General features: G+C 57.0%; 15 protein-coding genes. 10 read left to right on the top strand and 5 right to left on the bottom strand.

Annotation, left to right across the window (positions count from 1 at the left end; all coding sequences use genetic code 11):
• Window positions 1–37 precede the first annotated feature (37 nt).
• On the top strand, window positions 38–307 hold the full coding sequence (gene yccX, locus NAT23_RS02500) for an acylphosphatase (protein ID WP_251925181.1): 270 nt from the start codon (window positions 38–40) through the stop codon (window positions 305–307).
• A gap of 23 nt (window positions 308–330) precedes the next feature.
• Here yccX and NAT23_RS02495 read toward each other — a convergent pair whose 3' ends face one another.
• The 4 genes from NAT23_RS02495 to NAT23_RS02480 form a co-directional block, all read right to left on the bottom strand.
• Window positions 331–1,761 carry an alpha,alpha-trehalose-phosphate synthase (UDP-forming) gene (locus tag NAT23_RS02495; RefSeq protein ID WP_286009901.1) on the bottom strand — a complete coding sequence of 477 codons (1,431 nt, stop codon included), beginning with the start codon at window positions 1,759–1,761 and terminating at the stop codon, window positions 331–333.
• Entirely contained in the window at window positions 1,743–3,524 is a 1,782-nt protein-coding gene (locus NAT23_RS02490) for a glycoside hydrolase family 15 protein (RefSeq protein WP_251925169.1), read from the bottom strand. The genes NAT23_RS02495 and NAT23_RS02490 overlap by 19 nt, the downstream gene beginning before the upstream one ends.
• 6 nt (window positions 3,525–3,530) lie before the next feature.
• On the bottom strand, window positions 3,531–4,289 hold the full coding sequence (gene otsB / locus NAT23_RS02485) for a trehalose-phosphatase (RefSeq protein WP_251925167.1): 759 nt from the start codon (window positions 4,287–4,289) through the stop codon (window positions 3,531–3,533).
• A gap of 144 nt (window positions 4,290–4,433) precedes the next feature.
• Complete coding sequence (locus NAT23_RS02480) at window positions 4,434–5,381, bottom strand: nucleoside hydrolase (RefSeq protein ID WP_251925165.1); 948 nt, start codon at window positions 5,379–5,381, stop codon at window positions 4,434–4,436.
• Between the two features lie 165 nt (window positions 5,382–5,546).
• Here NAT23_RS02480 and corA point away from each other — a divergent pair, with 165 nt between their 5' ends.
• Window positions 5,547–6,497, top strand: a complete 951-nt coding sequence (gene corA / locus NAT23_RS02475) for a magnesium/cobalt transporter CorA (RefSeq protein ID WP_251925163.1) — start codon at window positions 5,547–5,549, stop codon at window positions 6,495–6,497.
• Between the two features lie 5 nt (window positions 6,498–6,502).
• Here corA and NAT23_RS02470 read toward each other — a convergent pair whose 3' ends face one another.
• Window positions 6,503–7,441: a D-2-hydroxyacid dehydrogenase gene (locus NAT23_RS02470; protein ID WP_251925160.1), complete on the bottom strand. Its 939-nt coding sequence runs from the start codon at window positions 7,439–7,441 to the stop codon at window positions 6,503–6,505.
• A 194-nt stretch (window positions 7,442–7,635) separates the two neighbouring features.
• Between NAT23_RS02470 and NAT23_RS02465 the strand changes: the two genes are divergently transcribed.
• The 8 genes from NAT23_RS02465 (at window position 7,636) to tolR (ending at window position 13,716) form a co-directional block, all read left to right on the top strand.
• Window positions 7,636–7,893, top strand: coding sequence for an FmdB family zinc ribbon protein (locus tag NAT23_RS02465; protein ID WP_251590048.1), 258 nt, complete (start codon window positions 7,636–7,638; stop codon window positions 7,891–7,893).
• A gap of 99 nt (window positions 7,894–7,992) precedes the next feature.
• Window positions 7,993–9,759 (top strand): aspartate--tRNA ligase, encoded by a 1,767-nt coding sequence (gene aspS, locus NAT23_RS02460; protein WP_251925158.1) that lies wholly within the window; start codon window positions 7,993–7,995, stop codon window positions 9,757–9,759.
• Between the two features lie 100 nt (window positions 9,760–9,859).
• On the top strand, window positions 9,860–10,396 hold the full coding sequence (gene ruvC, locus NAT23_RS02455) for a crossover junction endodeoxyribonuclease RuvC (protein WP_251925156.1): 537 nt from the start codon (window positions 9,860–9,862) through the stop codon (window positions 10,394–10,396).
• 106 nt (window positions 10,397–10,502) lie between these two features.
• A complete protein-coding gene (ruvA, locus tag NAT23_RS02450) occupies window positions 10,503–11,123 on the top strand; it encodes a Holliday junction branch migration protein RuvA (RefSeq protein ID WP_251925154.1) in 621 nt (206 codons plus the stop codon).
• Window position 11,124: 1 nt separating this feature from the next.
• A complete protein-coding gene (gene ruvB / locus NAT23_RS02445) occupies window positions 11,125–12,162 on the top strand; it encodes a Holliday junction branch migration DNA helicase RuvB (RefSeq protein WP_251925152.1) in 1,038 nt (345 codons plus the stop codon).
• Between the two features lies 1 nt (window position 12,163).
• Window positions 12,164–12,562 (top strand): tol-pal system-associated acyl-CoA thioesterase, encoded by a 399-nt coding sequence (gene ybgC / locus NAT23_RS02440; protein ID WP_251590039.1) that lies wholly within the window; start codon window positions 12,164–12,166, stop codon window positions 12,560–12,562.
• A gap of 33 nt (window positions 12,563–12,595) precedes the next feature.
• Window positions 12,596–13,279 carry a protein TolQ gene (gene tolQ, locus NAT23_RS02435; protein WP_285836022.1) on the top strand — a complete coding sequence of 228 codons (684 nt, stop codon included), beginning with the start codon at window positions 12,596–12,598 and terminating at the stop codon, window positions 13,277–13,279.
• Between the two features lie 2 nt (window positions 13,280–13,281).
• A complete protein-coding gene (tolR, locus tag NAT23_RS02430) occupies window positions 13,282–13,716 on the top strand; it encodes a protein TolR (protein WP_251590037.1) in 435 nt (144 codons plus the stop codon).
• Window positions 13,717–13,718: the final 2 nt, after the last annotated feature.

Raw genomic sequence — 13,718 nt, 5'->3', positions numbered from 1 at the left:
GAGGCATTCAAGCTTATACCGGGCAGGAGGAAAACCGATGGCGTGTTTCAAGGCGTGGGTCACTGGAGACGTTCAAGGCGTCGGGTTTCGCCATGCAACGGCGCTCAAGGCGCGTGAGCTTGGCGTGACCGGTTATGCGAAAAATCTGGCTGATGGCCGCGTGGAAGTGCTTGCCCAGGGCCGGGAGGAACGCATCGAAGCGTTACGGGCCTGGTTGAACGATGGGCCAAGACATGCCAGCGTGGATGCGCTGACTGCAAAACAGTGTGACACCGATGAGCAGTACGCTGCGTTCACGACCGCCTGAGCGGCGGCCGTGAAGCAATTGCCTTATTGAGAGGCGCTGTTGGCGAGTTTCATTTCCATAAGCTCTGCCAGAAAGTTCTGGCTCCAGTTATGTATGTCGTTGGCTTCCAGCACATCCATCATTCGCCGCCAGCGAAGCTTGCGCTCCTCAAGTGGCATGGCAAGTGCCTGCTCGAGCATGTCGGACACCCCGTCGATGTCGTAGGGGTTGCACACCAGTGCGCCGTCCTTGAGCTCCCACGAGGCGCCTGCCAGGTGAGAAATGATCAGAACGCCCGGGTCCTCCGGGTCCTGCGCGGCGACGTATTCCTTGGCCACCAGGTTCATGCCATCACGCAGCGGCGTCAGCAGCGCGACCCGGCTTTGGCGTAGAAAGCCGAACACGGCCTCACGGCCATAACCCCGGTTCAGGTAACGAAGTGGTGTCCAGTCGTAGTCGGCGAATCGACCGTTGACATGGCCTGCCACGCGCTCAAGCGTGCTTCGAAGCTGGGCGTATTCGTGCACATCGGTACGTGAGGGGGGCGAAATCTGAATAAAGACCACATTGCCCCGCTGGTGCTCGGCGTTTTCGAGCAGCCGTTCGAATGCCTGAAAGCGCTTGTAGACCCCTTTGCTGTAATCCAGCCGGTCGACCCCGATGACCAGGGGGCGGTCTCCGATCGAGCGCTTGAGACGCTGGCCGGTGGCGGACTGTTCGCCTTTCTTGGCAAGGTCCTGGGCATCGTTGACGTCGATCGAAATCGGGTACGCCGCGATCTTGAAGCGGCGACCTTCAACCTCGAGCACGTTATCGCCCAGATCCCTGGCATCGAGCGCCATGACCATGCAGTCGCGTAGATTTTTCAGATCGATCTCGGTTTGAAGCCCAATCAGGTCGTATGAAGTCAGATACCTGAGAAGGTCTTCGTATTCCGGCAAGATGCGAACCACATCCCACGGAGGGAAGGGGATGTGCAGGAAGTAGCCGAGCGGGGCATCCACGCTGGTCTGGCGTAGATAGTAGCCAAGCGGGATCAGATGGTAGTCGTGCACCCACACACGGGTATCAGGCTCGACCAGCGGCTTGATGTGGCGTGCAAAGCGCTGATTGACTCGAAGATAGCCATCAAGGCTTTCTCGGCTGTATTCGACCTTATCCGGTCGGTAGTGAAAGAGCGGCCATAGAATTTCGTTGGAAAACCCGGTGTAGTAGGTTTTGTGATCGTGTTCTGTGATCGGGAACGTGGCGAAGCGAACCCCATCAAAGTCGTAATGTGATAATTGGGCGTTGTTATCGCCGTCGATTTCGCCATTCCAGCCCAGCCAAAGACCATCTGCCTTTTGCAACGCATTCATGACACCGACGGCCAATCCTCCCTGATTGCCTCCGGCACCCTTAGGTGAAGGTACCCGGTTGGAGACTACAATCAACCGATTGTTTGGTTCCTTGTCACTCAAAAGACTTCCTCCCATGGTTTACTCAGCAGCCGGGCCGAATTGATCAACCCGACCATGCTGTATGTTTGGGGCATGTTGCCCCAGAGCTCCCCCGTTGTGGGGTCTATATCTTCAGATAACAATCCGAACGCGTTGCGTTGACTGATCAGACGCTCATAGAGTGTACGAGCTTCATCACTGCGACCCAGCGCCACGAGCGCGTCAATGTACCAGAAGTTGCATACGGTAAAGGATACGTCCGGCACACCAAAATCATCTGGGATAACATAACGGTAAAAATATTCGCCCTGTTTGAGCTCGCGCTCGATGGCTTCGACGGTTTGTTCAAAGCGGGGGTCACTGGCCTCGATAAATCCAAGCCGATGGAGCAGCAGCAGTGAGGCGTCCATGTCGGCGCCGCCAAAGGCAGAGGCAAACGCGCGTTTGTCGGCGTTCCAGGCCCGCGTGCAGATTGCTCGGTGCATGATGTCTGCCTGTTCGACCCAGGCCTGATGACGTTCCTTCAGGCCAAGCTTCTGCGCGATCCGCGCAAGCGTATTGCAGGCGGCCCAGCACATGACAGCGGAAAAGGTATGGACTTCTGCACGCCCTCGAAACTCCCAAAGTCCCGCATCCGGTGTGTCGTAGACCTTTGCAGCCTTGTGCCCCAGCCGCTCGAGCTGTTCAAACAGTTGCTGGTCGCCCTGGCGCGGCAGGCGGCGGTCAAAGAACATGTGCGCCGCCGCTAGAATAACCGAGCCATAGACGTCGTTTTGCACTTGATGATAGGCGTCGTTTCCGAAACGAACCGGCCCCATGCCGCGATAGCCCGTCAGGGACTCGATGACCATTTCATCGAGTCTCGCCTGGCCATTGAGCTTGTAGACGGGCTGAAGGTAGCCGTCATCACTCTCGGCTGCGATGTTGATGATGTAGCGAAGAAAGCCTTCCATCGTCTGGGTCACGCCAAGCTGATTGAGCGCGGCGACCACGAAGCAGGCATCTCTCAACCAGCAGAAACGATAATCCCAGGTGCGCGGCGTGTTGGGCGCTTCTGGAATCGAGGACGTGACCGCCGCGATAACGCCGCCGGTGTCCTCGAACGTATTGAGCTTCAAGGTGATTGCCGAGCGAATCACCACGTCCTGCCATTCATAGGGAACCGCCAGGTTGCGAACCCAGGACTGCCAATAATGGCGGGTACTGTTCAAAAAGCGCTCCCCGATCAGTTCCGGGGCATCCGTCACGGTTTCATCGTCACCGAACAGGAACGTGATGGGGCCATCGACCAGAAACGGCCGGGCATCGAGCACTGCCGTAACAGGCGCATTGCTGGTCAGGCGTAGGGTGCGCTGTTCGCCAACGTAGCGAACATGATGGCTGCCATGGGTGATCTGACGAAGCGGTCGCCCCTGCTCACCGCACGGGTAGACGCCCACAACCAGGCGAGGAGAGCCCTTGAGTGGACGTACGTGTCGAACCAGCGTATGGGGACGAAACGAGCGTCCGAACTGCTCGAATCGCGGGGCGAAATCGAATACTTCGAGCTGTTGCCCGTACTCATCGGTCAGAACGCTTCTAAGGACGGCGGTATTTCGAACGTAGTGCTGTTTGACGTGAGTCTGATGACTCAAGGCCAGATCAAAACGTCCATAGTCAGGAGCGTCGTCGTTGACCAGCGCACAGAAGACCGGGTCATCATCCAGACGCGGCAGGCAGGCCCAGACAACGCTTGCACGCTCATCGATCAATGCCGAGATACTGCAATTGCCTACCAGAGCCTGCTCAAGCGTTGTCATGACACATTACCTGTGTGAGTTCAGTGACGTCATCAGCCACTCAATAACCGTTTCGGGACCTTCTAATCGGTAACGGGCGGTGGTGTCGCCAGTGCCGACTTTAATGCTCAGCCCGTTTACGTGATTGACGGTTTTGAAGCCGTCCTCGTCGGTCACATCATCGCCCAGAAAAATCGGTGTTCGATCCTCAAAAGGGGGTTCCTGCATGAAGGCCTTGATGGCGTGGCCCTTGTGAGCGGTACCCGTGCGCAATTCGATCACGCACTTTCCGTCGTGGGCGCTGACCACGCCCTCGCAGTCTTCGAGCAATTTCCTTATCTGCGCTCTGAGAGCATCTTCATGATGCGGTGCGTTTCGGTAATGGAGCGCAAGGCTTGCGCCCTTGTCCTCAAGTCCCAGCCCTTCATGGGTTGAAACGAAGGTTTGAAGGGCGTGCTTGATGTCAGTCATCAACGCATTTTGTTCGGCGGCATGATACGTCCCGTCAACAGTACGTCGCTCCGCGCCGTGCTGACCGGCAAGTGCCAGTTCCACCGGTGAAATCAGCCCATCAAGGTTTGCGATGGCGCGCCCGCTGACAATCGCAACCGCGCCGTTCAGTCGGGTGCTGAGTTGAGTAAGGACGTCCAGAAGCTCTTCCGACAGGACGACATCGTCTGGATGATCCTGCAATGGCGCGAGCGTACCGTCGAGGTCGAGAAACAAGGCCCAGGCTTGCTCCTCAAGATTCAGGCAGGGGGGCGCGGGCAGTGAAGCGGCATCCATTGGAACTACGTCTCCTGGGGTAAATCGTGCACGACCAGGGCAGACCAATGACCGTGAACGAACATGATTAGCATGAGCTTAAGACTAAAAGAGCACTGACGATTGCGCCAATGCTCTTGATGAAACTCGAAAATAAACGGGGGGTCAGATGGTCAGGGCGTCCTCGATCCACTGGGAAACCGCGTCACCATCAATGTCCATGCAGACATCGATCAACGGCGTCTGAGACCAGCGCGGCTCAGCGAATGTTGCTTCCTCGGGGGCGAACACGGTCTGTCCTTGAGCAAGGCCTTCGGTCACGACATTCAGGTGGCCACGAACGGTCTTGAACAATTCCGGTTTCTTGAGCCAGGCAACCGCGCAGCTGTCGTGAGGGCAGCAGCCATCAATGCCCAGCGCCTTGCGATAGAAGTCGGCATAGAACCCATAGCTTTCACCGAGTACACGGCCAAGTTCGCCTTGAGCGGCCTGAATTCGCGCCATGCGATCAGGGCTTAGATGAGTCTTGTGAGTCACATCGAGGCCTACCATCACGACGGGCCAGCCGGCGTTGAATACCCGCTGCGCCGCGTGGGGGTCTGAGTAGATGTTGGCTTCTGCCACAGGCGTTACGTTGCCACCTTGCTTGACGCTACCCCCCATGATGACAACCTGTTTGACGCGGTCGACGATGTTGGGGTCGATCTGAAGTGCTGCTGCGAGATTGCCCAGCGGGCCGACGGCTACAAGCGTTAGTTCACCCGGACGCTCCTTGGTCTTTTCAACCAGAAACTGCGCAGCGGTCTGATCGACAGCCTGTGTTTTGGGTGAGGGCAGGTCGATGTCCCCAAGGCCATTGACGCCATGAACGAAGGTTGGGAAGGGGTTGGGTGTCTTGCTGAGCGGTCGTGCCGCGCCCTGTGCGACCGGAATAGTCTGGCCGGCCAGCTCGGTCAAGAGTAGAGCATTGGATGTTGCGGTTTCGACCGGGACATTACCGTAGGTGGTCGTCATGCCAACGACCTCGATGGCCGGGTCCGCAAGAATCAGTGCAATCGCCTGTGCATCATCAACGCCTGGGTCCGTGTCGAAAATAATGGGAGTAGTTGTCATGATATGTCCTGTAGTGTTTATCGAGTCACAACACCTTCTCTTTTCATTGTTATAAACGCAAGTACTTCATATCAATGCACTATATTTGGAAAGGCCGGTGATGTCGTGATTGGGCCATGATATCAGATAGATATATTTATACCGTTATATCTATTGAGGAATAAAATGATAACGATTTATTACAACGACGGTGAACGACTACGCACCCTCGAACAGCTTCCAGAAGAGAAACTCCCGGAACACAGTCTATGGATCGATGCCTGTCAGCCGGATCAAAACGAACATGAGTGGCTTCAGACACTGTTCAACAAGGAACTGCCAACCCTTGATGACCTCGATGAAATCGAGTCGTCGTCACGCTTTCAGATCAATAGCGATGGTATCCGGGTTACATCGCTGTTCCCTCATCGGCAAAAGCGAGAAGCGAAAGGCATCAACGTCTCATTTCATCTCTCGGAAACGCTTCTAGTCACGCTTCGAACCGAAGAGACCGGAATGTTGCGTCTGTTTCGGAACCATCTTCGCCGTCAACGTCTGCGCCCACAGTCACCCTGGGCAATCTTTTTGGCATTGATGGAGATGAAAATCGACTATCTGGCCGACCAGATCGAGGATATCTACGCCACACTGGAGCGCATCAGCGATCAGGCGATGACGCCCGACGCGCTCGAGGACACGTTGAAGGATCTGCTGATGCAAGAGGGGTACAACGACACCGTTCGATTATCGCTTCTGGATACCCAGCGGGCACTGCGTAACATGATGCGTCACGCCGGTGACCAGGCGCAGGGGCAAACCCGGCGCGATGAAATCACCAACATGTTGCGAGATATCGACTCGTTGCATCCACACACCGCCTTTATCTTCGAAAAGATCAAGTTTCTGCTCGATGTGGCCATGGGCTTCACCAACATGGACCAGAGCCGAATCATCAAGATCTTCTCGGTAGCCGCAGTGGTGTTCATGCCGCCAACCTTGATCGCAAGCATTTACGGCATGAACTTTCAGTTCATGCCGGAGCTTAATCTGGCCCTTGGCTACCCCATGGCCCTTGGCATGATGTGTCTGTCAGCGCTTGGCACCTATTCGTTTTTCAAGTGGAAGCGCTGGCTTTAAACCGGTTATTGCTTGAGCACCTCAATCACGTTTTTGGCGGTCAGCTCAACAATGGTCTGACGCGCCTCGTGAGAAGCCCAGGCGCTGTGGGGTGTCACGATCAGGTTAAGTGAAGGCTCATCACGAAGGGCCTGCAACACATCATGGCCTTCTCTTGGCGGCTCTTCAGGGAGAACATCCACCGCAAGCCCGGCAATGCGCTTCTCGCGCAGGGCGCTCAAGGCTGCCTTCTCATCGATAACACCACCGCGCGCGCAGTTCACCAAAAACGCCTCTGGCTTCATTGCCTTGAGCGCCGCATCATCAATCAGATGCTTGGTCTTCGTAGTCAACGGGCAGTGGAGCGAGACGACATCTGCAGACGGCAGTAGCATCATGAGTGACGGGCGAGCGTCATCCGTCGAGCCGGGGCGGGCACTGAAATGCACATGCATATCGAAGGCCTCGGCAAGGCGCGCGACGTGTTTGCCGAGCGTGCCCGAACCGACGATCACCAGCGTCTTGCCGGCAAGCTGGGTGACAGGGTGGCCGAGCAAGCAGAAAAATGGACTTTCTTCCCAGGCGCCCTGACGTACATCCTGCTGGTAACTTGGCAGTTTCGTTGCCAAAGCCAGCATCATCATCAAGGTATGCTGCGCAACCGATGCGGTGCCGTAGTTGGTCACGTTTCGAACCTCGATGCCACGCGTGCGGGCCGCCTCGAGATCAACGTTATTGGTGCCGGTCGCCAAAACACAGATCAGCTTGAGATTTTTGGCCGCGGCCATCGTCTCGGCATCGATCATGACCTTATTGGTTAAGACGACGTCAGCGTGCTCAACTCGAGCCATAACGTCGTTTTTTTCGGTCATGCCGTGGTAGACGATGTTCGGCAGCACGCGCTCGAGCTCTGAAAAATCCAAACCACTGCCCAGTGAGTCAGTGTCTAGAAGCACTGCGTTCATGAAAGCTCCATCTCGATGTAATCCGGGTTGCCCCATAAGGTTGAAGCCGCGCTATAATAGGGCGCCGGTTGGCATTGTTGCTGTAGCGACTTGAGTTTGAAACATCTAGTCCCGATATCAGCGCTGGACGCCACCGCTTGGGTGGTAGAGTCGTCGCGATTCGTTAGAGATCGCCATTTTTAGGATCAACTAACATGCCCATCTACGAATACCAATGCAAGGCGTGCGGTCAGCGCCTCGAGAAACTGCAAAAAATCAGCGCCGAACCACTGACGCAGTGCCCGGCCTGCGATGAACAAGCATTGACGCGGCTCGTATCTGCCGCTGGATTCAGACTGGCCGGAGGCGGCTGGTACGAAACCGATTTCAAATCCGGCGCCAAGAAGAATCTGGCCAATGGCGACACGTCGACCGCACCAAAGGCGAGCGACTCAAGCACCTCGTCAAACTGATCCGACACTCATGTCGATCTGACATTTCACGGCTCTGCTTGCATCAACAAGCGAGCCGTTTCCATTTTCCATCAAACAACATGACGGGATTGATTTAGCATGCGCAGCCATTATTGCGGCCAATTGAACGAAACCCTGGTAGATCACGACGTTACCCTATGTGGTTGGGTGCATCGCCGCCGCGACCACGGGGGCGTGATCTTTCTTGATATGCGCGACCGCGAAGGCGTGGCCCAGGTGGTCGTCGATCCCGACACCCCCAATGCGTTCGAACAGGCGGACAAGGCGCGAAGCGAGTATGTGCTGCGCATCAAGGGCCGCATTCGTCTTCGCCCGGAAGGCACACAAAATTCGAACATGCCAACCGGTCTGATCGAAGTGCTCGCCCATGACGTTGAAGTCCTGAACGCTGCAGCCACGCCGCCGTTCCAGCTCGACGAGCACGGCAAGGTCGGGGAAGAGACCCGTCTCAAGTACCGCTACATCGATCTGCGTCGTCCTGAAATGATCGAGCGTTTCAAGCTGCGCTCACGCATTACGCACAGCGTTCGTGCCTATCTTGAAGGCAACGACTTTCTCGACGTCGAAACACCGATCCTTACGCGTGCAACGCCGGAAGGCGCGCGGGATTATCTGGTACCGAGTCGAACCCACGGCGGTCAGTTCTTTGCGCTCCCGCAATCGCCACAGCTCTTCAAGCAGCTTCTGATGGTGTCCGGCTTCGACCGCTATTATCAGATCGCCAAGTGTTTCCGCGACGAGGACCTGCGCGCCGATCGTCAGCCGGAATTTACCCAGATCGACCTCGAGGCCTCATTCGTCGACGAAAACGACATCATGGGCCTGACCGAGGAGATGATTCGTCAGCTCTTCAGCGATGTGCTTGATGTAACGCTTCCTGCCTTCCCGCAGATGACCTACGCCGATGCCATGCGCCGCTTTGGCTCCGATAAGCCGGACCTTCGCATCCCGCTTGAGCTGGTTGATGTCGACGATCTCCTGAAAGACGTCGACTTCAAGGTGTTCTCGGGCCCGGCCAACGATGAAAACGGCCGCGTGACGGCGCTTCGTGTGCCCAATGGCGCCAAGCTCACCCGCAAGGAGATCGACGAATATACCAAGTTCGTGGGCATCTACGGCGCGCGTGGCCTTGCCTACATCAAGGTCAATGATCGCGCCAGCGGCCTTGAGGGGCTGCAGTCACCCATCGTCAAGTTCATGGAAAACGTCGTCGGTGACGTACTCGACCGCGTAGGCGCTGAAGATGGCGACATCGTGTTCTTTGGTGCCGATACCGCCAAGATCGTCTCGGAAGCGCTCGGTGCGCTGCGCGTTAAACTCGGTGAAGACCTTGAGCTTTACACCAGCGAGTGGGCACCGCTGTGGGTCGTCGATTTCCCGATGTTCGAGCGTGAAGACAGTGGCCGCCTGAGCGCGCTTCACCATCCGTTTACCGCACCGTCCTGCAGCGCTGACGAGCTCAAGGCCGCACCGGAGAAGGCCCTGTCGCGTGCCTACGACATGGTCTTGAACGGCACCGAACTCGGCGGCGGCTCGATCCGTATCCACAATCAGGATATGCAGCGAGCGGTCTTTGAGGTGCTTGGTATCGGTGAAGAGGAAGCCACTGAAAAATTCGGCTTCCTGCTGGACGCACTTCAATTCGGCGCGCCGCCCCACGGTGGTCTGGCCTTCGGCCTCGACCGGCTTGTCATGCTGATGACCGGTGGGCGTACCATCCGTGATGTGATCGCATTCCCGAAAACCCAGAGTGCGGCCTGCATGATGACCGATGCGCCAGGGGATGTGTCTTCCCAGCAGCTCAAGGAACTCAACATTCGCCTGAAGGCAAAAGCCAGCGAATGATCAAGACAAGGGCCGCCACAGTGCGGCCCTTTCCCATTCATGCGTCCCCCTTTACAGGGTTGGTCCCAAACGCATCCAGGTCCAAAGGAAGAGGGCAACCATGATCATTCTTGGCATCGACCCAGGTTCCATCCGCACAGGCTTTGGGGTGATCGATATTACGGACGGCCAGATTCGCTATATGGACAGCGGCTGTATTCGCATCACGGCATCAGACCTTCCCCAAAAACTTGCACAAATCTACGCAGGCGTCAGTGAGCTGATCGCCCGTCACCGCCCGGCAGAACTCGCCATCGAGCAGGTGTTCATGTCAAAGAACGCCGACTCCGCGCTGAAGCTCGGCCAGGCCAGAGGCGCAGCCATTGTCTGTGGCGCCAATCATGGGCTTGAGGTTGCCGAGTACGCGGCCCGCCACATCAAGCAGACCGTGGCCGGTCATGGCAACGCCGACAAGCACCAGGTTCAACAAATGGTCACGCTGACGCTTGGCATTGACGGACCGCTGCAAAGCGACGCCTCTGATGCGCTCGCCATCGCATTGACCCACCATTACGCCTGCCGCGGTGTCTCGGGGCGCTCCCACAGTCAGAAGCGACGCAGCAGCGGGCGCAAGAGCTGGCGTCAATTTTCGGTCTAACGGCCTGTTTTCAACCAACTACCAACCGTAACGCAGCCTCTCTGGTCAATCGTCAGGGGCGCAAGTATAGTGGCCGTTTGCAAGCCAAGCGTTGGAATCTCATCTCATGATTGGTCGCCTGTACGGAACCATACTCGAAAAGCGCCCGCCGCTGGTTGTGATCGACGTACATGGCGTCGGTTACGAACTCGAAGCCTCCATGACTACGCTCATTCACATGCCCGAACCCGGGCAGATGGCGTTGCTTTATACCCATTTGGCCGTACGGGAAGACGCCCATCTGCTTTATGGCTTTTTCCATGAAGAAGAGCGGCAGCTCTTTCGCGAGCTGATTCGAATCTCAGGCGTTGGCCCCCGGCTTGCCCTGGCAATCCTTTCCGGCATGGAGAAGGATGTCCTGATTCGCTGCGTGATGAATGAAGACAGTAAGGCGCTTACGCGTCTGCCGGGCGTTGGCAAGAAAACCGCTGATCGATTGATCATCGAGCTGCGCGACCGTCTGAGCAAATGGACCACGACCCACGATTTATACAGCGACGACGCCACCGCGAGCAGTGCAGCGGCGCCAGCCCGACAGGACAATTACGCCGATTCCGAGTCGGCGCTGGTCGCGCTTGGCTACAAACCGACTGAAGCCGCCAAGATGCTGGCCGATATCGACACCGAACAGCCGACCGAGGCCATCATTAAGGCGGCGCTGACACGCAAGATGGGAGTAGGGCGCTGAGATGATTGAATCCGATCGCTTGATCAGTCCCAAAACCGACAGCCACGAAGAGCGCGCCGATTCGGCCATTCGACCCAAGCGCCTGTGCGATTACATCGGCCAGCGCCAGGTCCGCGACCAGCTCGATATTTTCATTACCGCGGCTAGACAGCGCGGCGATGCACTCGATCACACCCTGGTATTTGGCCCACCGGGGCTTGGCAAGACCACGCTTGCCAACATCATCGCCACCGAAATGGGCAGCGAGCTGACGGCCACCTCCGGACCCGTGCTCGAAAAGGCCGGTGATCTCGCAGCCCTTCTTACAAGCCTGAGCAAAGGCGATGTACTGTTTATCGATGAAATTCACCGCATGTCAGCCAACATCGAGGAAATTCTCTATCCCGCCATGGAGGATTTTCAGCTCGACATCATGATCGGTGAAGGGCCGGCGGCGCGATCGATCAAGATTGATCTGCCGCGCTTTACTCTCGTCGGCGCAACCACCCGCGCGGGGCTTTTGACCTCGCCGCTGAGAGACCGTTTCGGCATCGTCCAGCGCCTCGAGTTCTATCAGATTGATGAGCTGAGCCAGATCGTTACGCGCTCGGCAAGGCTTCTGGGCCTTGAGAGCGAGCCCGAAGGGGCACTTGAGATTGCACGGCGCTCACGAGGTACGCCCCGTATCGCCAATCGGCTGCTTCGTCGGGTGCGAGATGTGGCCGAGGTCAAGGGCGATGGCCGGCTGACCGCCGAGATTGCCGATATTGCGCTGAACATGCTGCACGTCGACCGTCATGGATTGGATCACATGGACCGACGGCTTCTTCTGGCCATGATCGATAAGTTCGACGGCGGACCGGTCGGGGTCGAGAGTCTTGCGGCGGCCATCAGCGAAGAGCGTGACACCATCGAGGATGTGCTCGAGCCCTATCTGATTCAGCAGGGGTTCATGCTCAGAACCGCGCGCGGGCGCATGGTGACCCGTTTGGCGTACACCCATTTCGAGCTCCCGCCGCCGTCGCGCATGGCCGGCGAAGCGCCAAGAGTACAGGAATGACATGAGCAGTCAGATCCACGTTCGCGTCTACATCGAAGATACCGACGCCGGCCGGATTGTCTATCATGCCCGCTATCTTCACTATTTCGAACGGGCTCGGACCGAATGGCTCCGCGATCTGGGTCTTGAGCAACAGGGGCTTCTGGATCAAGGCGTGCAGTTGGTCGTTCGCTCGATCACCTGCCGTTTCAAACGTCCGGCCCGGCTCGATGATGTGCTTTCGGTGAGTACAACGGTGCTCCGTCATTCCTCCTGTTCGGCGGTATTCGAGCAGCGCATCGAATGCAACGGGGAACACTTGTGCGATGCCGAGGTCGACATAGCATGCATCGATGCCCACCGGCAGCGACCGATGCGTTGGCCGTCCGTGTTCAACGCCGCTTTCACCAACGACCACTAGTCCGAGTTACGAGGAATTTCCGTGAACGATTCGATGTCCATTGTATCGCTCTTTCTTCACGCCAGCCTGATTGTCCAGGTGGTGATGTTGATCCTGCTTGCTGCCTCCATTCTGTCCTGGGTGCTCATCTTTCAAAAAAGCTTCGGTCTGCGGCGCGAGGAAAAGGAATACACCAAATTCGAAACCCGGTTCTGGTCCGGTGTGGATCTCAATGAGCTTTATCGCGAAGTTCCATCAGAAGGTGCCACCGGTGCGGCCCACGTCTTTCGTGCAGGCTTTCGCGAATTCAATCGACTGATGCCAAAAGCCCGAAGCAATCAGGCGGTGCTGGATGGCGTTCAACGCGCCATGCGTGTTGCGCTTTCAAGAGAAGAAGAGCGGCTCAATCAGCACTTGCCGATCCTTGCAACGATCAGCTCGTCCAGCCCCTACATCGGCCTTTTCGGCACGGTATGGGGCATCATGGGCTCCTTCCAGGCGCTGGGTAACGCTCAGCAGGCAACGCTTGCAACAGTCGCACCGTGGATTGCCGAGGCGCTCGTCGCCACCGCCATGGGCCTGTTCGCCGCCATCCCGGCCGTTATCTTCTACAACCGGCTGACCACCAAAAGCGATCGGCAGATGGGCCGCCTTGAAGATTTTGCCGAGGAATTTCATTCCATCCTGCACCGAAATGTTCAATCGCGTGAACAGGATGAGAAGAGCAAGGAGCACTGATCATGCAGGGCCCCTACAATCGACGAAAACGTCGCAAGCTTTCGAGCGAGATCAATGTTGTCCCGTTCATCGATGTCATGCTGGTGCTTTTGATCATCTTCATGATTACCGCCCCGATGATGAATCAAGGAGTCGATGTCGAGTTGCCGAAGGTCAGTTCCGAGCCGATCGAAAACCAGGCGGACCCGGTCATTGTCTCGGTCGACAAGGCCGGGCAGTACTACATCAACCTGGGCGATGATCACGAAAAGCCGATCGAGCTTGATGAAATCGGCGATCAAGTGGTCAAGATCGTCACTCGCAACCCAAAGACACCGGTCATGGTGCGCGGAGACACCAACGCGACCTATGGGCAGATCGTTACGCTCATGAGCACGTTACAGGGCGCAGGTGTGCCAAATGTCGGTCTGATTTCCGATCCGCCCAGCGCGAACTAGGA

This window comes from Larsenimonas salina (assembly GCF_023736155.1).
Taxonomy (GTDB): domain Bacteria; phylum Pseudomonadota; class Gammaproteobacteria; order Pseudomonadales; family Halomonadaceae; genus Larsenimonas; species Larsenimonas salina.
The sequence above is the reverse complement of the archived record's forward strand: the minus strand, read 5'-3'. Positions and strand labels throughout refer to the sequence as shown.